Source organism: Streptomyces sp. sk2.1 (assembly GCF_008120935.1).
In the GTDB taxonomy this organism is placed as follows: domain Bacteria; phylum Actinomycetota; class Actinomycetes; order Streptomycetales; family Streptomycetaceae; genus Streptomyces.
Genome location: NZ_RDBO01000077.1, coordinates 1,861,633 through 1,883,717, shown reverse-complemented (window position 1 = coordinate 1,883,717; position 22,085 = coordinate 1,861,633). Strand labels below are relative to the sequence as shown.

Genomic DNA, 22,085 nt, shown 5'->3' with positions numbered 1-22,085 from the left:
CACGCTAGCGGCGACCACTGACAACGCCGCCCGGGAGCCGTGCCCCCGCCCGCAGGACGAGGGCGCCACCGGGCGGCGGGGGCCGTCAGAGGCCGAGGTCCACCACCACCGGGGCGTGGTCGGAGGCGCCCTTGCCCTTGCGCTCCTCGCGGTCCACGTAGCTGTCCTGGACCGCCTCGGCGAAGGGCGCGTTGCCGTAGACCAGGTCGATCCGCATGCCCTTGTTCTTCGGGAAGCGCAGCTCCCGGTAGTCCCAGAAGGTGTACGGGCGGTCGTACTTGAGCGGGCGCGGCACGACGTCCGACAGCCCTTCCTCGCGCAGGGCCGCGAGGGCGGCGCGCTCGGCCGGGGTGACATGGGTGGCGCCCTCGAACAGCGCCGGGTCCCAGACGTCCTCGTCGGTCGGGGCCACGTTGAAGTCGCCCAGCACCGCGAACGGCCGCGGGCCCGCGGCGTCCTCGGCGACGGCCTTCCGCAGCGCCTCGAACCAGCGCAGCTTGTACGCGTAGTGCGCGTGCTCGACCTCGCGGCCGTTGGGCACGTACACCGACCAGAGGCGGACCGGGCCGCAGGTCGCCGAGACGGCCCGCGGCTCCTGCGCGCCCTCGTACTCGGGTCCGTCCGGCAGGCCCGTGACGACGTCGGACAGGCCGACGCGGGAGACCAGTGCCACGCCGTTCCACCGCCCGGTGGCGTTGACCGCGGACTCGTAGCCGAGTTCGCGGAGCGCGTCCGCCGGGAACTGTTCGGCGGCGCACTTGGTCTCCTGGATGCACAGCACGTCCGTGCCGGTGCTCTCCAGCCAGGCCAGCAGCCTCGGGAGCCGGGCGGTGATCGAATTGACGTTCCAGGTGGCGATGCGCATGGGGGTAAACCTAGCGGCTGCCACCGACAGCCGCCGGTCCGGCGGCGGTCACAGGCCGGTCGAGTCCCCCGGGGCCAGCCGGCCGTGGTCGGCGCCGCCGAGGCCACCGATCTGGTTGTCGTAGATCGGGCGGGCGAGATCGGTGAGCAGCGCGTCGTGGATGTCGATGGCGCGCCGCGGTCCGACCTCGCGCACGTAGTCGATGACCTCGGAGATCTTGTTCCAGGGGGCCATCACCGGGAGCATCAGGGTGTCGACCGGCCGGTCGGGGACGGTGAGCGCGTCACCCGGGTGGAACACCGAACCGTCCACCAGGAAGCCGATGTTGGTGATCCGCGGGATGTCCGGGTGGATCACCGCGTGCAGCTCGCCGTGCACCTGGACGTCGAAGCCGGCGGCGGTGAAGGCGTCGCCGTGGCCGACGGTGTGGACGCGGCCGGGGAAGGCCGCGGAGAGCCGTTCGGCGACGCTGCGCAGGGTCCAGACCTCGACGGCCGGATCGGCCTCCAGTCCGGCCCGCAGCCGTCCCTCGTCGAAGTGGTCGACGTGCTCGTGCGTCACCAGGATCGCGTCGGCGCCGACGGCGGCGTCCTGCTCCGAGAAGCCGCCCGGGTCGATGACGAGCGTCCGCCCGTCCTTCTCCAGGCGGATGCAGGAGTGCGTCTTCTTGGTCAGGGTCAGGTGTGTGGGGTTCTCCGCGTTCATGGGCCCCATCCTGCTACGGACGGAGCGTCGTTTCTTCCCGGATGACGCCCTGGGCGATGGTGAAGGCCGCGTTCGCCGCGGGCACGCCGCAGTAGACGGCGGTCTGCATCAGCACCTCCTTGATCTCGGCCGGGGTGAGGCCGTTGCGCAGGGCGGCCCTGACGTGTGCGGCCAGGCCCTCCATGCGGCCGGAGGCGATCAGCGCGGTGAGCGTGACACAGCTGCGGGTGCGGCGGTCCAGCCCCTCCCGGGTCCACACCTCCCCCCAGGCGTAGCGCGTGACCAGTTCCTGGAAGTCGCCGGTGAAGTCGTCGGCGGCGGCCGCGGCCGCGTCCACGTGGGCGTCGCCCAGCACCTCGCGGCGCGTCTTCATCCCGGCGTCGTACGGGTCGGGGCGTCCGGCCGTGTCGGGCTGCGGCAGGGAGGCGGCCGCGGTGATCTCCGCGACGGGCAGCACGGGGGCGGAGAGCTGCGGGACGTCCGACGGGACGGGGATGGCCGCGAGGGTGTCCTGCCAGGCCGTGGAGAAGTGGGTGAGGAGCAGGTCGGTGACGGCTCCGGGCTGCTCGACCGGCGCGAGGTGGGAGGCGCCGGGGACGAGGGCGAGCCGGGCGTCCGGTATTCCCGCGACCAGGGTTCGGGCGTCGCCCGGCCCGGTGACCCGGTCCTCGGAGCCGACCAGGGCGAGGGTCGGGACGGTGATGCTGCCGAGCTCGCCGCGGATGTCGAAGGCGGCGAGGGCCTCGCAGGCGGCGATGTAGCAGCCGGGGTCGGTGGTGCGGACCATCTGGACGGCCCAGTCGACGATGGCCGCCTGGGCGGCGGCGAACCCGGGGGTGAACCAGCGCTCCGGCGCGCTGCGCGCCATCGGCTCCAGACCGTTGGTGCGGACGACCACCCCGCGCTGGCGGAACTCGTCGGCGCTGCCGAACCGGGCCGAGGCGGCGACCAGGGCCAGCGAGGCGATCCGGTGCGGGTGGCGCAGCGCGAGGTCGGCGCCGATCGCGCCGCCGATGGAGCAGCCCGCGTACCCGAAGCGCCGTACGCCGAGGCCGTCGAGGGTGGCGACCAGCCGGTCGGAGAGTTCGCCGATGGCGGTGGCGGGGTGCGCGGGGGCGCCGCCGTGGCCGGGGAGGTCGTAGCGGAAGACCCTCCAGTGCCGGGTGAGCTCCGGTACCTGGCGGTCCCACATGTGCAAGGAGGTGCCGAGGGAGGGTCCCAGGACCAGGATCGGCGCGTCCTCGGGCCCGTCGAAGCGGTACTGCAGGGTTTCAGTCGTCGTCTCACTCACCCGCCCACGCTCCCATATCTCACGTTTTCCGGTGGGAGAGGGGTCGGGACGCTCGCCGGACCTCCGCATGCGTGCGTTGCCGGACGAAGATCCTCCACATCCGGCCCCGCGTTCCGCTACTCGGTCTCCCGCCGCCCGGCCGCCGGTACCGGGAAGAGGGCGGACCAGCACTCCTCCTCCTCGCGCCGTTCCCGGGCCCGCAGCAGCCGGGACCGGACGGCCAGGCACGCCACGGCGGTGACACCGGCCGCCGCCGGGAGCACGGCCAGCCCCGGCGCCACGGGCAGGAGCAGCAGGAGCAGGGTGAGGGTGACCGTTCCCCACCCGGTCAGCACGGCGGCCGCGGCGGGCCGCCGGGAGCGCGGCCGGTCCTGGCCCGCCCGCAGGTCGACGTAGGCGGGCAGGTACCAGACGTTGCCGGCGGCGAGGAGCGCGACGACTCCTGCTGCCAGTACTCCGTGGGACATCGGCGGCACTCCTCGGGAAACGGCTCGCGGGGCGGGCGGGTCAGTGCGACGCGGTGGCTTCGAGTGCGGTGATCTCCGGGTGGTGCAGGTCGAAGGCCGGGGATTCGCTGCGGATGCGGGGCAGGGAGGTGAAGTTGTGCCGGGGCGGCGGGCAGGAGGTGGCCCATTCCAGGGAGCGGCCGTAGCCCCAGGGGTCGTCGACGGTGACCTTCGTGCCGTACTGGCTGGTCTTCCAGACGTTGTAGAAGAAGGGCAGGAACGACAGTCCGAGCAGGAACGATCCGATGCTGGAGAGCGTGTTGAGGGTGGTGAACCCGTCGGCGGCGAGGTAGTCCGCGTACCGGCGCGGCATGCCCTCGGCCCCCAGCCAGTGCTGGACGAGGAAGGTGAGGTGGAACCCGACCGTCAGCGTCCAGAACGTGATCTTCCCGAGCCGCTCGTCGAGCATCTTCCCGGTGAACTTCGGCCACCAGAAGTGGAATCCGGCGAACATCGCGTACACGACCGTGCCGAAGAGCGTGTAGTGGAAGTGCGCGACGACGAAGTACGAGTCCGAGACGTGGAAGTCGAGCGGCGGCGACGCCAGGATGACCCCGGTCAGCCCGCCGAAGACGAAGGTGATCAGGAATCCGGTGGTCCACAGCATCGGTGACTCGAAGGACAGCGAGCCCTTCCACATCGTGCCGATCCAGTTGAAGAACTTCACCCCGGTCGGTACGGCGATCAGGAAGGTCATGAAGGAGAAGAAGGGGAGCAGCACACCGCCGGTCACGTACATGTGGTGGGCCCAGACGGTGACGGAGAGTCCGGCGATGGCGATCGTCGCGGAGACCAGGCCGATGTAGCCGAACATCGGCTTGCGGGAGAAGACCGGGACGATCTCGGAGACGATCCCGAAGAACGGCAGGGCCAGTACGTAGACCTCGGGATGGCCGAAGAACCAGAAGAGGTGCTGCCACAGCAGCGCGCCGCCGTTGGCGGGGTCGAAGATGTGCGAGCCGAACTTCCGGTCCATCTCCAGTGCGAAGAGCGCCGCGGCCAGGACCGGGAAGACCAGGAGGATGAGCACGGCGGTGAGCAGCACGTTCCAGGTGAAGATCGACATCCGGAACATGGTCATTCCCGGGGCGCGCATGCAGATGATGGTGGTGATGAAGTTGACCGCGCCGAGGATGGACCCGAAGCCGGAGAGCGCCACGCCCATGATCCACATGTCGGCGCCGATTCCCGGTGAGTGCGTGGCGTCGGACAGCGGGGCGTAGGCGAACCAGCCGAAGTCGGCGGCGCCCTGCGGGGTGAGGAATCCCCCGGCGGCGATCAGCGAGCCGAAGAGGAACAGCCAGTACGCCAGCATGTTCAGCCGCGGGAACGCCACGTCGGGCGCGCCTATCTGGAGCGGCATGAGCCAGTTGGCGAAGCCGGTGAACAGCGGCATCGCGAACAGCAGCAGCATCACCGAGCCGTGCATGGTGAACGCCTGGTTGAACTGCTCGTTGGACATGATCTGCGTGCCGGGGCGGGCCAGTTCGGCGCGCATCACGAGCGCCATCGCGCCGCCGACGAGGAAGAACACGAACGCGGTGACGAGGTACAGCGTGCCGATCTGCTTGTGGTCGGTCGTGGTGAGCCACGAGACGACGATCCGCCCGCGGGAGGCACGGCCCGGCCGACCGGGGCCGGGGGGCAGGGGCCCCTGTGCGGGGGCGGCTCGATTGCCCTGCTTTTCCATTGCGTCCACCGGACCGTGTCCTCCAGCTCTTGCGTTCCACGAGCGCTCCCCGGCCGCGGGGAGGGCGGCGGGGAGCGGCCGGGAAGGTCCGGTGGATCACGAGGGGACGGGCCGGACCTTCCCGGCCGCACCATGGTGGCCGCGCCCTCCGGGGCCATCCAGGGACCGACGGGCACCGTCGGCCGGGACGACCGGCCCTACTCGCCGGCCCCGCGGATGGCCGACCGGCCCCACCGTCCGGCCACCGGGTCCGGCGGCTGCCGTAGGCTGACGGGCCGTGGACCGGTCCCAGCCCCGCGGTGATCCGGTGAGCGACTTCCCGGCATACGGCACACGGAACCTGAGAGCGGCACCCCGATGACAGAGACAGCACCCACGGTGCCCGGCCTCCCCCGAGAGGCTCATCCTCCTGGTCTTCCCGGTCCTGGCCGCGGCGCTCTTCGCACTGGAGATGGACCGGAAGTTCGGCTCGCACATCTTCGACCCCGCCAACGGCGGCGCGCTGCTGTGGCAGCACCTCTTCTGGTTCTTCGGCCATCCCGAGGTCTACGTACTGGCCCTGCCGTTCTTCGGGGACGGGCAGAAGCTGCTGGAGTTCCTGCCGGTCGGCATATCGGAGCAGCTGGCCGCCGAGATCGGCCAGACGCCGTGCGGGCGCGGCATCCTCGGTGAGCTGATCCACCGGCCGGAACCGCTGCGGCTCACCGATCTCAGCAGCCATCCGCGCAGCTTCGGCTTCCCGCCCCACCATCCGCCGATGCGCACCTTCCTGGGGGTGCCGGTGCGGGTCCGGGACGAGGTGTTCGGCAATCTCTACCTCACCGAGAAGCGGGGCGGGGCGGGCTTCGACGCCGACGACGAGGCGGTGCTGACCACCTTGTCGATCGCGGCCGGGGTGGCCATCGACAACGCCCGCATGTACGACGAGAGCCGTCGCCGGGAGCGGCGTCTGGAGGCGCTCGGCGAGATCACCCGCACCCTGCTCTCGGGGACGGACGCCGACGAGGTGCTGCATCTGATCGCCGAGCGGGCGATGGAGGTGGCGGGGGCCGACCGGGCCGCGATCCTGCTGCCGTCGCCGCCCTCCGCCGGGTCCGCGGACGCGGCCGACGCGCGGCTGACCGTCGCGGTCGCCCACGGCAAGGACGCCGGGCGCGTCACGGGGCTGTCCGTCCCGGCGCGGGGGTCGCTGGCCGGGCTCGCGGCCCGTACCGGGACGCCGGTGCACTGCGCCGACGTACGGACCGATCCCCGGGCCCATCCGTTCGGCGACGGCACCGAGGAGGGTCTGGGGCCGGTGGTGACGGTGCCGCTGCGGGTCGACACGGGGGCGAGCGGCGCGCTGCGGCTGGGGCGGCCGGTGGACCGTCCGCCGTTCGACGACACCGAGATCGCGCTCGTCTCGGGCTTCGCCGACCAGGCGGCCATCGCCCTGGAACTGGCCCGCAGGCGGGCCGAGTCCGAGGAGCTCGCCGTCATGCACGACCGGGACCGGATCGCCCGCGATCTGCACGACCTGGCGATCCAGCGGCTCTTCGCGACCGGGATGACGCTCCAGAGCACCACGCGTGCCATCGCGGACCGGCCGGACGCGGCCGAGCGGGTCAGCCGGGCGGTGGACGACCTGGACACCACCATCCGGATCATCAGGTCCACCATCTTCGATCTGCGGACCGCGGAGCGGGCGGGCCGGGGCGGGCTGCGGCACCGGATGGCGGAGACCGCCCGTACGGCGGCGCACGCCCTGGGGTTCCAGCCCTCGCTGCGGATCGACGGGCCGGTGGACACCACGGTGCCGGACGAACTGGCCGAGCACCTGGTGGCGGTGGCCGCCGAGGCGGTGTCCAACGCCTCCCGCCACGCCCGCGCCACCCGCATCGCCATCGAGCTGTCGGCCGACGAGGTGGTGACCCTGACCGTCACCGACAACGGCGTCGGGCTCCGGGACGGCGTGGTGGCCGCCGCCGGGGCGGGGCCGGCGGCCGGCGGACCGGCGGCCGGGCGCCCCGGGGGGCTGGCCAACATGCGTACGCGGGCAGAGCTGTGCGGCGGTTCGCTGGCCGTCGAGCGGCCGGTGGACGGCGGCACCCGGATCGTCTGGTGCGCCCCGCTGCACGACTGAGGGCCCGTCCGGTCGCGGGCCGCCCGGCGGGCCCCGCGCCGCGGGGGCCTTCAGCCCCTGCGGTCCTTGACCCGGCCGACGAGCATCGCGGCCTGGATGCGGCGGCCCACGCCCAGTTTGGCGAGGATCGACGAGATGCGGTTCTTGACGGTCTTCTCGGCCAGGAAGAGGCGTTCGGCGATCTCCCGGTTGGTGAGTCCCTCGCCGATGAGGTCCAGGATCTGCCTCTCCCGGGGCGTGAGCCCGTCCAGTTCCGACGCCTCGGACGGCTCGGCCGGGGGCTGTTCGGCGCCCCGCAGCCGTTCCATCACCCGGGCGGTCGTCCGCGGGTCGAGCATCGAGGTGCCCGAGGCGACCCGGCGCACGGCGGTGATCAGGTCGGCGCCGTTGATCTGCTTGAGCACATAGCCCGCGGCCCCCGCCATGATGGCGTCGAACAGCGCCTCGTCGTCGTCGAACGACGTCAGCATCAGGCAGGCGAGTTCGGGCATCAGGGCGCGCAGTTCCCGGCACACCTCGATCCCGGCGTGGTCGCCGCCCCGGTCGTCGCCGAGGCGTACGTCCAGCACGGCGACCTGCGGCCTGGTGGCCGGTACGCGTACCAGCGCCTCCCGGGCGGTGGACGCCTCGCCGACCACCTCGATGTCGCCCTCGGCCTCCAGCAGGTCGCGCACACCGCGCCGTACGACCTCGTGGTCGTCGAGGATGAAGACGCGTACGGGGGCCTCGGGTCGCGACGGGTCCGCGTCCGGCGGGGTCGTGTCCAGGGGGTCCGTGCTCGGCGGGGTCGTGCTCGGTGGGGTGTTCACGAACTCACTCACATCAGGCTCTATCGGTTCGGGGAGAGGGCCGGGAACAGTATGTGCCCGGCTCCGAAGGCGCTTCCGGCGGGGTGTCACGGCATGGTGAACGGCGTCTGAACAGGGCCGAAAGTCCCTGCGGCCGGGGGCCGGTCAGCGGGCGGGGCCCGGTGCCATACTGACGCCGCCAAGATCGTCCGGGCGCCACGGACGTCTGCCGTCCGGCCACCCCCACTGCGCTGCATCAAGGAGCCCCCGGCCCATGAACACCTCCAGCGAGGACTACCACGCACTGCTCGCACGGCACGACGCCATGCGGCTGCGACGACGCATCCTGGCCCCGGCCGACAGCCGTACGGACCGGTGGAGCGCCGAGGTCCCCCGGGCCTACGACGGCGCGGCCGACCAGTTGCTGATCAGCGACTCGATGGCGCTGGTGGCCCCGATGGAGGAGCTGATCGCCGACCTGTACCGGGTCCTGTTCGAGCGGCACCCGTACCTCCGGGCACTGTTCCCCGAGTCGATGGCGTTCCAGCAGGACCATCTCGCGTCGATCTTCCACTACTTGATCGGCAATCTGCACCGCACGGACGAACTGATCCGCGTCTTCGGCCAGTTGGGACGAGACCACCGCAAACTCGGGGTCCGTCGGGCACAGTTCGAGGCCTTCGAGGCGGCGCTCGTCGAGGCGCTGCGGCTGCGTGCCGGGGCCCGGTGGACCAGTGCGCTGGAGGACGCCTGGCTGCGGATGCTGGACCTGGCGGTCTCGGCGATGGTCCGGGGCGCGGACGAGGCCATCGCCGAACCGTCCAGCTGGGAGGCGACGGTGACCTCGCACGAGCTGCGTGCCCCCGGCCTGGCGGTGCTGCGGATCCGCCCGCACCAGCCCTACGCCTTCGAGGCCGGTCAGTACGCGTCCCTGGAGTCGCCGCTGCTGGAGCAGGCCTGGCGCCCCTACTACCTGGCCCGCGCGCCGCACCCGGACGGCGAGCTGGAGTTCCACATACGGGCCCGGGGCGCCGGCGGGGTGAGCGACGCGCTGGTGCACGGTACGCGGGAGGGCGGCACCGTCCGTCTCGGTGCGCCGCGCGGTGCGCTGGCCCTGCCGGACCACCTGCTCTCCGCGGACCTGCTGCTGCTCGCCTCGGGCACGGGCTGGGCGCCGATGAAGGCGCTGCTCCAGCGGATCGACGCGGACCGCTCCGGTGTGCACCGGGTACGGCTGCTGCTGGGGCCCGCCGGTCCGGGGGAGGCGGCGGGCGAGGAGATGTACGACGCGGCGTGCCTGGAGGTGTTCCGGCGCACCCGGCCCTGGCTGACCGTCGTCACGGCGGACGCCGCGGGCTCCTCCTTCGGGGACGTCGGGGTGCGGGCCCTCGCCCGGCAGCACGCCTTCGTGGCCCTCTCCCCCGAGGCCGCCGCGGCCGGGGCGGAGCGGGGCATCGCCGCCCGGCTGTCCGCCGCCGGGATGCCGGACGCGCACATTCACCTCGACACCACCGGCATGGGAACGGTCACAGGAATGTCCGCCAGTACGGCCAGAACCGGACTGCTATCAGCATGACGACGGCCAGGCACCAGGTCACCGGCACCACCAGCGGGAACTCCAGCGCCGCCGCGACCAGCGCGCGCGGCGCCGGCAGCACGCCGTGGCGCAGGTTGTGCACCGTGACGCGCCAGAACATGAAGATCGTGACCGCCCACACCAGCATGCACCACAGGCACAGGGCGCCGATCTCGTACAGGGCCTGGGTCATCAGCCACATGCAGAAGCCGACGCCGAACAACATGCCGAGGTTCAGCCCCAGCCAGTACCAGCGCCGGTAGCGCGCACCGGCGAGCAGGCCCGCGCCGGTGCACAGCACCACCGCGAAGCCGATCAGCCCGATGAGCGGGTTGGGGAAGCCGAACACCGACGCCTGGTCGCTGGTCATCACGCTCGTGCAGGACACCACGGGGCTGAGCGAGCAGGCGGGCACGAAGCCGGGGTCGACGAGCAGTTCGATCTTGTCGACCGTGATGACGAACGAACCGAGCAGCCCGAGCACGGCGGTGACGATCAGCAGCCAGGCCGGTCCCCGCCCCGCCCCGGTGCGCTCCGGGTCGGGGCCGGTCCCGCTCCAGGTGGCGCCGGCCCGCCCGCCGTCCCCGGCGTCCTCGTCGTCTTCCACGACGTGTTCCGACGGCTTCATGCCCGCCCCCGCACCGAACCGCGCGGCCAGACGACCTCCACCTCGATGCCCCGCGCACGCGCGAAGGCGACCAGGTGCGCGGTGGCGTCCCGGCCGTCCGACGGCGATCCGTCCCACACCGCGAGCACGGTCCGGCAGGTCTCCACCAGCCGTTCGTCGGCGCCGACGCACGCGTCCCGGTCGGCCGGGTCGAAGGCCAGCAGCCGTACGTGTTCGGCCAGGACCAGCAGTTCGCCCGCGGCCGAGCGGTCCGGCTCGGGCAGGGGGGCGGGCACCGCGCCCTGGGCCGGCAGCAGCACCGTCAGCTTCCGGCCCGCCTCCCGGGCGGCCCGCCCGAAGACCACCGGCAGCCCCGAACCGGCCCGCACCAGTGCGGCGGCCCCCTCCGCCAACCGGTCCAGCCTCGTCCTCAGTTCGGCTTCCACCAGCTCCAGGGTCGGTTTGCCGAGGTCCCTGTGCCCGACGACTGCGATCACCATGATTCCCTCCCGCGCGCACCTGCGGCGTGCGACGCATCGCAGTGAACCCATCGGCGGCCCGTGGCCACTAGGGCCGATCGGCCCTGGGGCGGTCGGCGACCGGCGATCGAGGGGGAATTGCGCGGGAAAGGACGTCCCCGCCGCCCGTCAGGAGGCGGCCTGGGCGGGAAACCTCCCGGTCAGGAGGTCGCCGCGGACACCACGTATCAGGGGGTCGCCGCGGACACCACGTAGACGACCGGGTTCATCGGGTCGGTCATGTTCACCATGATGTCCTGGGTGGGCCGGGGGTCCTTGTTGGTGTGCGTGGTGCCCGCCCAGTCGGTCCCGGGGTCGAAGGACCAACCCGAGACCTTCCGGTCGCGGGCGCCGATGGTCACCTCACCGGCCTGCAGGTCGCCCCGCCCGCTGCCGAGCCGGCTGAGGAACCGGTCCAGCCCGGCGGACGTGGTGCGGAACTCCACGTACAGCCGGCTGGCCTTCCAGTTGTTGGTCTCGTAGTACTGCACGTCCAGGGAGTTGCCGGGCATCGGGAGCTCGAAGATCCGGCGCTGCATCCGGGACGGCCAGCCCTCCCGGAGCCCCTGGGCGGCCGCCTCGGCCTCCTTGTTCTGGCCGGCGCGGCGGCTCTGGCCGGCGGAGATCAGCAGGTAGCCGGCCGGAATGCCGATGAGCAGCACGATGATGGTCGCCGTGATCAGACGGCGGCGGATCATCCGGCGCCGGTCCTGCGGCGGCCGTTCGTCGTCGGGCGGCGGGGACTGGCGCGGCAGGACGGGGTGCTCGGCTGCGGTCATGTGTCTGCGGGTCCCTAGGAGGTGCGGGTGTTTCGCGTATTGCGGATGGTGCTCGCGGCCTGGTCGTAGATCTGGGCGTACCGCTCGTACCGTTCGACGCGGCGGCGGTTGGTGCGGCGGAACCTGCGGGCCACCAGCCGGGCCAGGTCCGCGGCGCCGACCATACCCGCCTCCGGGCCGAGCTGGGCCTTCGCGATCCGGGCCTCGGGGCGGTAGCCGCGGCCGGTGAGGTGGCGCTTGAAGGCGTCCCTGGCGGGGCCGATGAGCAGGTCGTCGGCGGCGCTGACGCCCCCGCCGATGACGAAGCAGGAGGGGTCGAGCGCGGCGGCCAGGTTGGCGATGCCCACGCCGAGCCACTGGCCGATGTCCTGGAGGAGTTCGACGCACATCGCGTCGCCCTCGCGGGCCAGTTCGGTGATGAGGGGGCCGGTGATGTCGGGGATGTTGCCCTTGACCCGCTCGATGATGCCGTGCGCCACCGGGGAGTCGGCCGCGGCCAGCTCCTTGGCCTCGCGGACCAGGGCGTTGCCGGAGCTGTACTGCTCCCAGCAGCCGCGGTTCCCGCAGGGGCAGCGGTGTCCGCCGGGCACCACCTGCATGTGGCCGAACTCACCGGCGACCCCGTACTTGCCGCGCTTGACCCGGCCGTCCTCCAGGATCGCGCCGCCGATGCCGGTACCGAGCGTGATCATGACGAGGTGGTCCTCGCCGCGGCCCGCGCCGAAGCGCCATTCCGCCCAGGCGGCGGTGTTGGCGTCGTTGTCGACCATGACGGGGACGACGAGCCGGGAGGCGAGGGCGTCGCGCAGCGGTTCGTCGCGCCAGGCGAGGTGCGGGGCGAACAGCACCCGGGAGCGGTCCGCGTCGACCCAGCCGGCCGCCCCGATGCCGACGGCGTGCACGTCGTGCCGGTCGGAGAGGTCCAGGACCAGTTCGACGATGGTGTCCTCGACGACCTTGGGGCTCTTGGACTTGTCCGGCGTCTCGGTGCGCAGCTGCTCCAGGATGTTGCCGTCGGCGTCGACGACGCCGGCCATCACCTTCGTGCCGCCGATGTCGATGCCGACGGTGGGGACCCGGGGCGCCGTGAGGTGGGAGCGCCGCTCCCTGGTGCCCACGGTCCGCAGGACGGTGGCGCGGGCGGAGCCGCGGTGTGTGAGGTCGCGGTACGTGCTCATCGTCCCTGCGGGGTCGGGGAGCCGGGAGTGGTGCCCCCGGCGGCGGACTGCGCCCGTCGGGCTCGATTCTGCCACTGCCGGGGGGCCGGGGCTGGCGGACCGGTGCGTGCGGGGCCGGTACCCACCGGGGCTACGCGGGGCCGTCGGTGTCCGGGCCGGCGGGGGGCCGGTCCGGGCCGGTGGCCCGTTCCAGCTCGTGGCTGAGCTCCTCCAGCTCGCTGCCGCCCGCCATCTGGCGGGTCAGCTCGTCCAGCGTGACGCTCTCCTTGGTGTGGCTGCCGGCCATGGCGCCCCGCTTGAGCAGGACGAACCGGTCACCGACCAGATACGCGTGGTGAGGGTTGTGCGTGATGAGGACCACGCCGAGCCCCGCGTCGCGGGCGGCCGCGACGTACTTGAGCACGACCCCGGACTGCTTGACGCCGAGCGCGGCGGTGGGCTCGTCCAGCACGAGCACCTTGGCGCCGAAGTGGACGGCCCGTGCGATGGCGACGCACTGGCGCTCGCCGCCGGACAGGGTGCCGATCGGCTGGTCGACGTCGCGCAGGTCGATGCCCATGCGCAGCAGTGCGGAGCGGGTCGTCTCGCGCATCAGGCGCACGTCGAGGCGTTTGAAGGGGCCCGAGCCCGTGGTCGGCTCCGAGCCGAGGAAGAAGTTGCGCCAGACCGGCATGAGGGGGACGACGGCCAGGTCCTGGTAGACCGTGGCGATGCCCCGGTCCAGGGCGTCGCGCGGATTGACGAGGGTGGTCTCCTCGCCGTCGACGAGGAAGGTGCCGGCGTCGTGCCGGTGCAGCCCCGCGATGATCTTGATCAGGGTGGACTTGCCGGCGCCGTTGTCGCCGAGCACGCAGGAGATCTCCCCCGCGTGGACCTCCAGCGAGACGTCGTCGAGCGCCCTGATGTTGCCGTAGTACTTGCTGACGTGGTCCAGCTCGACGAGCGCCCGGCGGGGCGTCTCCGGGGCGGCCGGTGCCTGGGGGGCCGTCATTTCGTCGCCTCCGCGCGCTTGCGTACCCATGCGTTGAGCAGGGTGGCCAGGAGCAGCATGGCTCCGAGGAAGAACTTGAACCAGTCCGGGTTCCACTCCGCGTACACGATGCCCTTGCTGGTCATGCCGAAGATGAAGGCACCGACCGCGGAGCCGATCGCGGAGCCGTAGCCGCCGGTGATCAGGCAGCCGCCGATGACGGCCGCGATGATGTAGATCAGCTCGTTGCCGACGCCCTCGCCGGACTGGACGACGTCGTACGAGAACAGCAGGTGCTGGCCGGAGACCCAGGCGGCGAAGGCGACGCCGAGGTAGAGCCCGATCTTGGTGCGGATCACCGGGACACCGACCGCGCGGGCCGCGTCGGCCTCGCCGCCGACCGCGAAGATCCAGTTGCCGAAGCGGGTGCGGAGCAGGATCCAGGTGGCGATCGCGACGAGGACGGCCCACCACAGGATGGTGACCTTGAGCTCGACGCCGCCGATGGTCCACTGCGAGGCGAACACCTTGCGGGCCGAGTCGAAGCCCTCCATGTCGCCGATGGCCTTCGTCGAGACGGTGCCGCTGATCAGCTTGGTGAACCCCAGGTTGAGGCCGGTCAGCATCAGGAACGTGCCGAGCGTGATGATGAAGCTCGGCAGTTTCGTACGGGTCAGCATGAAGCCGTTGAACGCGCCGAAGGCCAGGGTGACCAGCAGCGACACGAGGACGCCGACCCAGACGTTGGCCGTCATCTGGTAGCTGAACATCGACGAGATCAGCGCGGAGCTGGTGACCAGCACCCCGGCGGAGAGGTCGAACTCGCCGCCGATCATCAGCAGCGCCACCGGCGCGGCCATGATCCCGATCGTCGAGGCCGCGTAGAGCACCGTGCCGAGGCTGGAGGCGCGCAGGAAGCTGTCGGCGACGATCGAGAAGAAGACGAAGACCGCCGCGGCGCCCACCACCGAGCCGAGCTCGGGGCGGCCGAGGAGCCTGCGCAGCGGTGAGGTGTGCAGCAGCCGCTCGTCCTTCCCCGCCGGGGCGGACGGTCCGGCGATCGCGCTCATCGGGTCCCCCGCTTCGTGTACTGGGCCAGTTCGGCGGCGTCCTTCGCGGTGATGATCTGCGGTCCGGTGAGGACCGGGCGTCCGCCGCCGAGCACATTGCCGTTGTAGCGGTTGAGCCAGAGCAGGTCGACCGCCTCGTAGCCCTGGAGGTAGGGCTGCTGGTCGACGGCGAAGCCGAGGGTCTTGTCCTGGAGGGCCGTGGCGACCTTGGCGTTCAGGTCGAAGGTGTCGATCTCGGCCTCGCTGCGCGCGGTCCTCTTCGCCTTGACGGCGGCGTCCGCGAAGGGCGCGCCGAGGGTGACGACCGCGTCGATGCTCTTGTCGGCCTGGAGCTTGGCCTCGATGGACGCCTGGACGTCGGGCATGTTGGTGCCCTCCACGTACAGGTTCTGCAGCTGTCCGTCGAAGGACTTCTTCGCTCCGGCGCAGCGCTGCTCGTGGCCGACGTTGCCCTGCTCGTGCAGGATGCACAGGGCCTTCTTGCGGCCGCGCGCGTTGAGCTCCTCGCCGACGGCCTCGCCCGCGATGGACTCGTCCTGGCCGATGTGGGTGAGCGCGCCGAACCGCTTGGACTCCGCGGAGCCCGAGTTCACCGTGATCACCGGGATCCCGGCCTTCACCGCCTTGGTGACGACGTCCTTCATCGCGTCGGGCTTGGCGAGGGTGACGATCAGCCCGTCGACCTTCTGGTCGATGGCGGCCTGCACGAGCTGGGCCTGCTGCTGCGCCTCGTCGTTGTGCGAGTACAGGAACTTGATGTTGTCCTTGACGGCCGCCTGCTCGGCGCCGCGCTGGACGATGTCCCAGAAGGTGTCGCCATCGCCCGAGTGGGTGACCATGGCGAAGGTCCAGCGGGGGGTGTCCACCGCGGCCCGGCCCTCGGCGGCGGCCCGGGCCGCGCGCTCCTCCGCCCGCTTGCCGCCGGTGCTGCTGCATCCCACGAGGGAGACCCCGAGCACCGCCGCAAGCACGGCGCCCATCGCACGTACCCCTGTCCGAACCCTTGCCACGACGCCGTGCCCTTCTTGTGCTGCTCGCTGTACCGCCTGGAGCGGCCGGGGGCGGTTCGCGCCCCGACCGGCTGGCCAAGTATCCCCGAGCCGTCCGCGGCGCGGCCCGGCAGGGGCGGGGCGCGTGTGTCGGGGCCGGGTGCGCGCGGCGGGGCGCGGAGGGTTCACCGGGTACCGCGCGCGGTGTACTTCTCCAGCTGCGGCACGTCGTCGGCGGTGACGATCGCCGGGCCGGTGAGCACCGGTTTTCCGCCGCCGACGACGTTGCCGTTGGTCCGGTTCAGCCACAGTCCGTCGACGGCGAGGTAGCCCTGGAGGTAGGGCTGCTGGTCGACGGCGAAGCCGACCTCCCCGGCCTTCAGTCGTCCGACGACCTCGGCGTTCAGGTCGAAGGTGTCGATCTCGGCCCTGCTGCCGGAGCCGTCCTTGGCCTTGACGGAGGCGGCGGCGAAGGGGGCGCCGAGGGTGACGACGGCGTCGATGCCCTTGTCGGCCTGGAGCTTCGCCTCGATCGAGGAGGTGGCGGCCGGCATGTTGGTGCCCTCGACGTTCAGGTTCTCGACGTGGCCCCCGAAGGTCTTCCGCACCCCGGCGCAGCGCTCCTCCAGCGATACGTTGCCCTGCTCGTGGATGACGCAGAGGACCCGCTCGCGCCCTCGCGCGGCGAGCTCCTCGCCGACCGCCTCGCCGGCGACGGCCTCGTCCTGGCCGATGTGCCCGAGCGCGCCGAACTCCGCGGAGAACCGTGCGCCCGCGTTGATGGTCACCACGGGTATGCCGGCCTTCACCGCCTTGGTGACGACCGTTTCGAGCGCTTCCGGTTTGGCGAGGGTGACGACGATGCCGTCGACCTTCTGGTCGATGGCGGCCTGGACGAGCTGGGCCTGTTCCCTGCCCTCCTTGTTCGCGGAGTAGAGGAACTCGACGTTGTCCTTGGCCGCCGCCTGCTTCGCGCCGTTCTGCACGATGTCCCAGAAGGTGTCGCCCTCCCCCGAGTGCGTGACCATCGCGATCTTCATCCGGGGGGTGCCGGCCGCCTTCCCGCCGCCGCTTCCCGCCGCGGGTCCCTCCTCGGCGTCCTTGCCGCCCGAGCCGCTGCATCCGGAGACGGCGAGGCCGATGCCGAGGGCCGTGACGGTGATCAGGGCCGCTGCCCTGCGGGAGGTGCGCATGGTGGGGTCCGCCTTCTCTCCACGGCCGCCGGAGTGCGGCTGGACGTTTTCTAGCGGCGGTCGTACGGGACGTCAACGGCGCCCGGCGGTACGAGTGTTGTGATGCCGTGATGTCATGACGAACGAACAATTCGCACCTTGTAAGGACATATGGTTGACAGGGCAGCCGGTGGGCGGCACGTTGGGTCCATGCGTATCGGACTCATCGGCACCGGCCGGATCGGTTCCTTCCACGCGGGTGTGCTGGCCCGCCACCCCGAGGTGGACGCCCTGGTGGTGACGGACATCGACGGGGGCCGGGCGGCCGGGGTCGCGCGGCACGTCGGCGCGTCGGCCGTCGGGAGCGCGGCCGAGGTGTTCGGCGCCGGGGTGGACGCCGTGGTGATCGCCTCGGCCACCGCGGCCCACGCGGAGCTGATCGGCCGGGCCGCACGCGCGGGGCTCCCGGCGTTCTGCGAGAAGCCGATCGCGCTGGACCTGCCGGGGACGCTGGGCGCGCTGCGGGAGGTCGACGAGGCGGGCAGCGTGCTCCAGCTGGGCTTCATGCGCAGGTTCGACGCCGGTTACGGGGCGGCCCGCGCCGCGGTCCGGGCCGGGACGCTCGGCAGGCTGCACACCGTACGGGCGGCGACGATGGACCCGGCACCGCCGCCCGCCGCGTATCTACCGCTCTCCGGGGGGCTGTTCCGGGACTGCCTGGTCCATGACTTCGACGTGCTGCGGTGGGTGACGGGCCGCGAGGTGACCGAGGTGTACGCCACCGGGTCGGACGCCGGGCCCGCGATGTTCCGGGCGGCGGGCGACGTCGACACGGCGGCGGCGCTGCTGACCCTCGACGACGGCACCCTGGCCACGGCGACGGCCACCCGTTGCAACGGCGCCGGTTACGACGTGCGGATGGAGCTGGCGGGCGAGCTGGACCAGATCACGGTCGGCCTGGACGACCGCACGCCGGTCACCTCCGCCGAGCCGCTGGGCCCCGCCGCCCCCGCCCGCCCCTGGCCCGGTTTCCTGGAGCGGTTCGCTCCGGCGTACGAGGCCGAACTGGACGCGTTCGTACGGGTGGTGCGGGGCGAGCTGCCCAATCCGTGCGACGGCCGGGAGGCGTGGTACGCGCTGCTGGTCGCGGAGGCGTGCGAGGTGTCCCGCCGGGAGCGGCGCCCCGTGACGGTCGCGGAGGTCGCGAAGGCCGCCGGGTGACCGACGGGCCCGCGCCGCCCCCCGTGCGGGGGGGGCGGCGCGGGCCCGTCGGTCACCCGGCGCGTGGTCAGGCGGACGGGGCGCCGGCCGACAGCACGGTTCCCTGCGCGACCGCGCAGAGCGTCTCCGCCCCGTCCTCCCCCGCGGCGAACAGTTCGCAGCGGACCACGGCCTGGCGGCGGCCGGTGTGCACGACCTCGGCCCTGGCCACGAGCGTGCGTCCGGTGGCGGGCCGGACGTACTGGATGGAGAAGCCGCCGGTCAGCACGGCCGGGCCGAGCGTCGTACCGGCGGCGAAGGTGATCGAGTTGTCGGCGGCGTAGGCCAGTACCCCGCCGTGCAGAAAGCCGTTCTGTTGCTGGAGTTCCTGGCGTATGTCCACTTCGAGGGTGGCCGCACCGCCCCCGAAGGCGGTGATCCGTGCCCCGACGAGGCCGCTGAACGGCTGGCTGTCGAGAACCTTCTGGGCCATGGGCAGATCGAGTCCGGTCATGACGACTTCTTATCCCACCGGGGTGCTCCGCTCACCGGATTTCCCGCCCACCGGGCTCCCGCCACGGCGGTTTCCCGTCTCACCAGCGGACCGGAAGTCCCCGCCGGCCACGGATCAGCAGGCCGGGAATCCAGTCGGACTCCCCCGCCTCCGCGTCCGGTTCGAGGCCGGGGCACCGCTCCAGCAGCGTACGGATCGCGATCCGGCCCTCCATCCTGGCCAGCGGCGCGCCCACGCAGAAGTGCACCCCGTGCCCGAAGGCCAGGTGCCCCTGGGCGTCACGGCGGATGTCGAAGGAGTCCGGCGCCGGGTAGCGGGCGTGGTCGCGGTCGGCACCGGCCAGCGACACCAGCACCGGCTCGCCCGCCGGGACGACCCGCGACCCGATCTCGACCCGCTCGCGGGGGTAGCGGAACGTCGCGGTCTCCACCGGCCCGTCGTAGCGCAGCATCTCCTCGACCGCGCCGTCGAGCAGGCCCGGATCGGCGCGCAGGGCGGCGAGTTGGTCGGGGTGGTCGAGCAGCGCCCGTACCCCGTTGGCGATCAGGTTGACCGTGGTCTCGTGCCCGGCGACGAGCAACAGGAAGGCCATGCCCACGAGTTCGTCGGGCGACAGCCCGTCCCCCTCCTCGTCGCGCGCCCTGACCAGCGCGCTCATCAGATCGTCGCCGGGCGAGCGCCGCTTCTCCCCGATGAGTTCGCCGAGGTACGCGTTCATGGCGCGCACCGCTTCCTGCTCCTGCTCCGGCGAGGCGGGGGTGACGACGCCGTTCGACAGCCGGCGGAAGGCGTTGCGGTCCAGGTCGGGGACGCCGATCAGCTCGCAGATGACGGTCATCGGCAGCGGGAAGGCCAGCGCGTCGACGAGGTCAGCGCGCCCGGCGGGCAGCATCGCGTCGAGGAGTTCGTCGGTGATCTGCTGGACCCGCGGGCGCAGCGCCTCGACCCTGCGGGCGGTGAACTCCCGGGCGACGAGCTTGCGCAGCCGGGTGTGGTGGGGGGCGTCCAGCTCCAGCATGTTGAGGAAGATCGGGTCGCTCTCGCCGGGCGCGCCCGGCAGGCCCCGCCAGTCCTTGGCGAACCGCTGGTCGGCCAGGACCGCGCGGGCCTCGTCGTACCCCACCACGAGCCAGACCCGCTCGAACTCGTCGGTGCGGACGGTGTGCACGGGACCTGCGGCGCGCAGTTTCTCGTAGTACGGATACGGGTTCGCCGTGAAGTCCTTCACCCCGCGCAGATCGACATCGACGTCGGGGCCGGCGTCGGCTCGGGCGTCGGCGGCGGGGCCACTGGCTTCGGACATGGGACCGTCCCTCCCGGTCTGATCGGTTCGATCGTTCGGCCCGATCGCCCCCGATCGCTTCGGATCGACCGGTTCAGCCTACGTCGCCGTCCTCCGCGGCATCGTCGTCGAGCAGGCCCGAGTCGTGCACCAACAGCGCGATCTGGACACGGTTGTTGAAGTCGAACCTGGTCAGGATCCGGGACACCTGCGTCTTCACGGTCGCCACGCTGAGGTAGAGCGCCGCGGCGATCTCGGCGTTGGAACGGCCGCGGGCGACGGCGATCGCGACCTCGCGTTCCCGCTCGCCGAGGGCGGCGATCCGCCGGCGCGCCCGGTCGGCGCGGTCCACGCGGTCGTCCCGGCCGCCGCGGGGTCCGGTCCCGGCGGCGCGGGCCATCAACTGGCGTGTCACCGCGGGCGACAGCACCGGATCGCCGGCCGCCACCCGCCGCACCGATTCGACGATCTGCGCCGGAGGGGTGTCCTTCAGGACGAATCCGGCGGCCCCGGCGCGGATGGCGCGCAGCACCTGTTCGTCGGCGTGGAACGTCGTCAGGACGATGACCTCCGGCGCGTCGGGGCGGGCGCGCAGGGCCTCGGTCGCGGTCAGCCCGTCCACGACCGGCATCCGGATGTCCATCAGCACCACGTCGGGGCGGACCCGGTCGACGAGGTCCGCGACGTCGGCGCCGTCGGCCGCCTCCCCCACGATGCGGATGTCGTCCGCGCCGCCGAGCATGAGGGCGAGCCCGGCCCGTACGAGCGGGTCGTCGTCGACGACGGCGAGCCGGACGGGCGGTGCCGGGTGGTTCTCCGGAGGTGAGGTGATCATGACGACCACCGTAGCCAGGCCCGGGCACCGGCCGTACCGGGGGCCGTCGCACCCGACGCCGTGGGTACGGAGGCGGCGGGAGCGCCCCGCCCCGTACCCACCGGGACGATCCGCCTCCCGCACGCGGAGGCTGCGCCGGGAGCGCCTCGTCCCGTGTTCACGCGGGCCACGGCAGCGCGGCCCGGAGACGGAAGCCGCCGTCCGGTTCGGGGCCGTGGTCGAGGTGGCCCCCGGCCAGCGTGGCACGTTCCGTGAGGCCGATGAGCCCCTGTCCGGAGCCGGGCACCTGCGCGAAGGGTTCGGTGGGTGCCGGGTTGCGCACCTCGATGGTGAGCCCTTCCCCCGGGCCTCCGGCGACCGTGACGGCGACCTCGGCCCCGGGCGCGTGCTTGCGGGCGTTGGTCAGGGCCTCCTGGGCGATGCGGTAGACGGTGCGGCCGGTGGCGGCGGGGGCCGCGGCGGGGTCGGCGACGCGGTTGTCGAGGGTGACCTTCATGCCGGCCAGCCGGGACTCGTCGACCAACGATTCCAGGGTGGCGAGGGTGGGCTGCGGCCGGTCGCCGTCACTCTCGCCGGGGCTGCGCAGCACCCCGATGATCTCGCGGAGGTCCTGGAGCGCCTCGTGCGCGCTGTCCCGGATGACGCCGGCGGCCCGTGCCACCTCGGCGGTCGGGGCGTCGGGGCGGAATTCGAGGGCGCCGGCGTGGACGCTGAGGAGGGTCAGCCGGTGGGCGAGGACGTCGTGCATCTCCCGGGCGATGGCCTCACGGGCGAGCCGTTGTGCCTGTTCCGCGCGGAGTTCCGCCTCCGCCTCGGCCCGGTGGGCCCGTTCGCGCAGGCTGATGACGAGCTGGCGTCTGGACCGTACGACCATGCCCAGGCTGAGCACCAGCAGGGACAGCAGGGTGCCGATGATCATGGACTCGACGAACGAGGCGTCCGGCTCCGGGCGCAGGTACGGCTGCACGGGGCCGACGACCACGGCGAGCGCCCCGATGGCCGCCACCGGCCGGAACGGGCGGTGCACCGCCACGCCGAACAGGGCGACGAGCGCGGCCCCCGCGGCGACCGGTTCGACGGCGGAGATCAGGACCAGGGCCACCGCGACGCCGATCGGCCACCTCCGCCGCGCCCACAGGGCGCAGCAGGCGGCCGCCCCGATCACGCAGTCGATGAAGACGACGATGTCGGGGGTGGTGCGGTCGGCGTCGACCGTCGCCGCCGCGAGCATGCCGATCAGGGCCGCACAGAGGAAGGCCGTCAGGTCGACGACCCAGTCCCGCACGGTGCGTCGCGAACGGCCGCCCCGGTCTCCCGGCAGTTCGGGGTCGGCCATCGCCGAGGGCAGCAGCCAGCGGTACTCCGTACGTGTCATACGGCAAAACTACCCAGGTCGGGCGGGTGTTCCGGGGGTACGGGACCGGTGGG

General features: G+C 72.5%; 21 protein-coding genes. 3 read left to right on the top strand and 18 right to left on the bottom strand.

Annotated features, from left to right (window positions below; translation table 11 throughout):
- Nucleotides 1-85 precede the first annotated feature (85 nt).
- The 5 genes from EAO76_RS35535 to ctaD form a co-directional block, all read right to left on the bottom strand.
- Complete coding sequence (locus EAO76_RS35535; protein ID WP_148840192.1) at nt 86-865, bottom strand: exodeoxyribonuclease III; 780 nt, start codon at nt 863-865, stop codon at nt 86-88.
- 48 nt (nt 866-913) lie between these two features.
- Nucleotides 914-1,570, bottom strand: a complete 657-nt coding sequence (locus EAO76_RS35530) for an MBL fold metallo-hydrolase (protein WP_148840191.1) — start codon at nt 1,568-1,570, stop codon at nt 914-916.
- Between the two features lie 13 nt (nt 1,571-1,583).
- Nucleotides 1,584-2,861 carry a 4-carboxymuconolactone decarboxylase gene (pcaC, locus tag EAO76_RS35525; protein WP_148840190.1) on the bottom strand — a complete coding sequence of 426 codons (1,278 nt, stop codon included), beginning with the start codon at nt 2,859-2,861 and terminating at the stop codon, nt 1,584-1,586.
- Nucleotides 2,862-2,977: 116 nt separating this feature from the next.
- Nucleotides 2,978-3,328: a hypothetical protein gene (locus tag EAO76_RS46860; protein WP_262375962.1), complete on the bottom strand. Its 351-nt coding sequence runs from the start codon at nt 3,326-3,328 to the stop codon at nt 2,978-2,980.
- Nucleotides 3,329-3,368: 40 nt separating this feature from the next.
- The gene (gene ctaD, locus EAO76_RS35515; RefSeq protein WP_148840495.1) at nt 3,369-5,057 is read right to left on the bottom strand and encodes a cytochrome c oxidase subunit I; all 1,689 of its coding nucleotides are present in this window, start codon (nt 5,055-5,057) and stop codon (nt 3,369-3,371) included.
- Nucleotides 5,058-5,508: 451 nt separating this feature from the next.
- On the opposite strand from ctaD, the gene EAO76_RS35510 reads away from it, so the two are divergent.
- Entirely contained in the window at nt 5,509-7,179 is a 1,671-nt protein-coding gene (locus tag EAO76_RS35510) for a GAF domain-containing protein (protein ID WP_187438888.1), read from the top strand.
- A 50-nt stretch (nt 7,180-7,229) separates the two neighbouring features.
- Here the strand turns inward: EAO76_RS35510 and EAO76_RS35505 are convergent, their stop codons facing one another.
- Entirely contained in the window at nt 7,230-7,946 is a 717-nt protein-coding gene (locus tag EAO76_RS35505; protein WP_148840494.1) for a response regulator transcription factor, read from the bottom strand.
- Nucleotides 7,947-8,241: 295 nt separating this feature from the next.
- Between EAO76_RS35505 and EAO76_RS35500 the strand changes: the two genes are divergently transcribed.
- On the top strand, nt 8,242-9,543 hold the full coding sequence (locus EAO76_RS35500; protein WP_148840188.1) for a globin domain-containing protein: 1,302 nt from the start codon (nt 8,242-8,244) through the stop codon (nt 9,541-9,543).
- Here EAO76_RS35500 and EAO76_RS35495 read toward each other — a convergent pair.
- The 8 genes from EAO76_RS35495 to EAO76_RS35460 all read right to left on the bottom strand — a co-directional run bounded on the left by EAO76_RS35495 (nt 9,494) and on the right by EAO76_RS35460 (nt 16,847).
- Entirely contained in the window at nt 9,494-10,171 is a 678-nt protein-coding gene (locus EAO76_RS35495; RefSeq protein WP_148840187.1) for a vitamin K epoxide reductase family protein, read from the bottom strand. The genes EAO76_RS35500 and EAO76_RS35495 overlap by 50 nt on opposite strands.
- On the bottom strand, nt 10,168-10,647 hold the full coding sequence (locus tag EAO76_RS35490; RefSeq protein ID WP_148840493.1) for a hypothetical protein: 480 nt from the start codon (nt 10,645-10,647) through the stop codon (nt 10,168-10,170). Before EAO76_RS35490 ends, EAO76_RS35495 begins: the two co-directional genes overlap by 4 nt.
- A 209-nt stretch (nt 10,648-10,856) precedes the next feature.
- Nucleotides 10,857-11,447 (bottom strand): hypothetical protein, encoded by a 591-nt coding sequence (locus EAO76_RS35485; RefSeq protein ID WP_148840186.1) that lies wholly within the window; start codon nt 11,445-11,447, stop codon nt 10,857-10,859.
- A gap of 14 nt (nt 11,448-11,461) precedes the next feature.
- Nucleotides 11,462-12,625, bottom strand: coding sequence for an ROK family glucokinase (locus EAO76_RS35480; RefSeq protein ID WP_148840185.1), 1,164 nt, complete (start codon nt 12,623-12,625; stop codon nt 11,462-11,464).
- Nucleotides 12,626-12,755: 130 nt separating this feature from the next.
- Nucleotides 12,756-13,616, bottom strand: coding sequence for an ATP-binding cassette domain-containing protein (locus EAO76_RS35475; protein WP_148840184.1), 861 nt, complete (start codon nt 13,614-13,616; stop codon nt 12,756-12,758).
- Nucleotides 13,613-14,665 (bottom strand): ABC transporter permease, encoded by a 1,053-nt coding sequence (locus EAO76_RS35470; protein ID WP_148840183.1) that lies wholly within the window; start codon nt 14,663-14,665, stop codon nt 13,613-13,615. Before EAO76_RS35470 ends, EAO76_RS35475 begins: the two co-directional genes overlap by 4 nt.
- Nucleotides 14,662-15,645 carry a sugar ABC transporter substrate-binding protein gene (locus EAO76_RS35465; RefSeq protein ID WP_148840182.1) on the bottom strand — a complete coding sequence of 328 codons (984 nt, stop codon included), beginning with the start codon at nt 15,643-15,645 and terminating at the stop codon, nt 14,662-14,664. Before EAO76_RS35465 ends, EAO76_RS35470 begins: the two co-directional genes overlap by 4 nt.
- A 194-nt stretch (nt 15,646-15,839) precedes the next feature.
- A complete protein-coding gene (locus EAO76_RS35460; RefSeq protein WP_148840181.1) occupies nt 15,840-16,847 on the bottom strand; it encodes a sugar ABC transporter substrate-binding protein in 1,008 nt (335 codons plus the stop codon).
- 189 nt (nt 16,848-17,036) lie between these two features.
- On the opposite strand from EAO76_RS35460, the gene EAO76_RS35455 reads away from it, so the two are divergent.
- The gene (locus tag EAO76_RS35455; protein WP_148840180.1) at nt 17,037-18,047 is read left to right on the top strand and encodes a Gfo/Idh/MocA family oxidoreductase; all 1,011 of its coding nucleotides are present in this window, start codon (nt 17,037-17,039) and stop codon (nt 18,045-18,047) included.
- A 67-nt stretch (nt 18,048-18,114) separates the two neighbouring features.
- Here EAO76_RS35455 and EAO76_RS35450 read toward each other — a convergent pair whose 3' ends face one another.
- The 4 genes from EAO76_RS35450 to EAO76_RS35435 all read right to left on the bottom strand — a co-directional run bounded on the left by EAO76_RS35450 (nt 18,115) and on the right by EAO76_RS35435 (nt 22,032).
- Nucleotides 18,115-18,540 carry a PaaI family thioesterase gene (locus EAO76_RS35450; protein WP_148840179.1) on the bottom strand — a complete coding sequence of 142 codons (426 nt, stop codon included), beginning with the start codon at nt 18,538-18,540 and terminating at the stop codon, nt 18,115-18,117.
- 79 nt (nt 18,541-18,619) lie between these two features.
- Nucleotides 18,620-19,843 carry a cytochrome P450 gene (locus tag EAO76_RS35445; RefSeq protein ID WP_148840178.1) on the bottom strand — a complete coding sequence of 408 codons (1,224 nt, stop codon included), beginning with the start codon at nt 19,841-19,843 and terminating at the stop codon, nt 18,620-18,622.
- A gap of 73 nt (nt 19,844-19,916) precedes the next feature.
- The gene (locus EAO76_RS35440) at nt 19,917-20,657 is read right to left on the bottom strand and encodes a response regulator transcription factor (protein ID WP_148840177.1); all 741 of its coding nucleotides are present in this window, start codon (nt 20,655-20,657) and stop codon (nt 19,917-19,919) included.
- A gap of 157 nt (nt 20,658-20,814) precedes the next feature.
- Complete coding sequence (locus tag EAO76_RS35435; RefSeq protein ID WP_148840176.1) at nt 20,815-22,032, bottom strand: sensor histidine kinase; 1,218 nt, start codon at nt 22,030-22,032, stop codon at nt 20,815-20,817.
- Between the last annotated feature and the right edge of the window lie 53 nt (nt 22,033-22,085).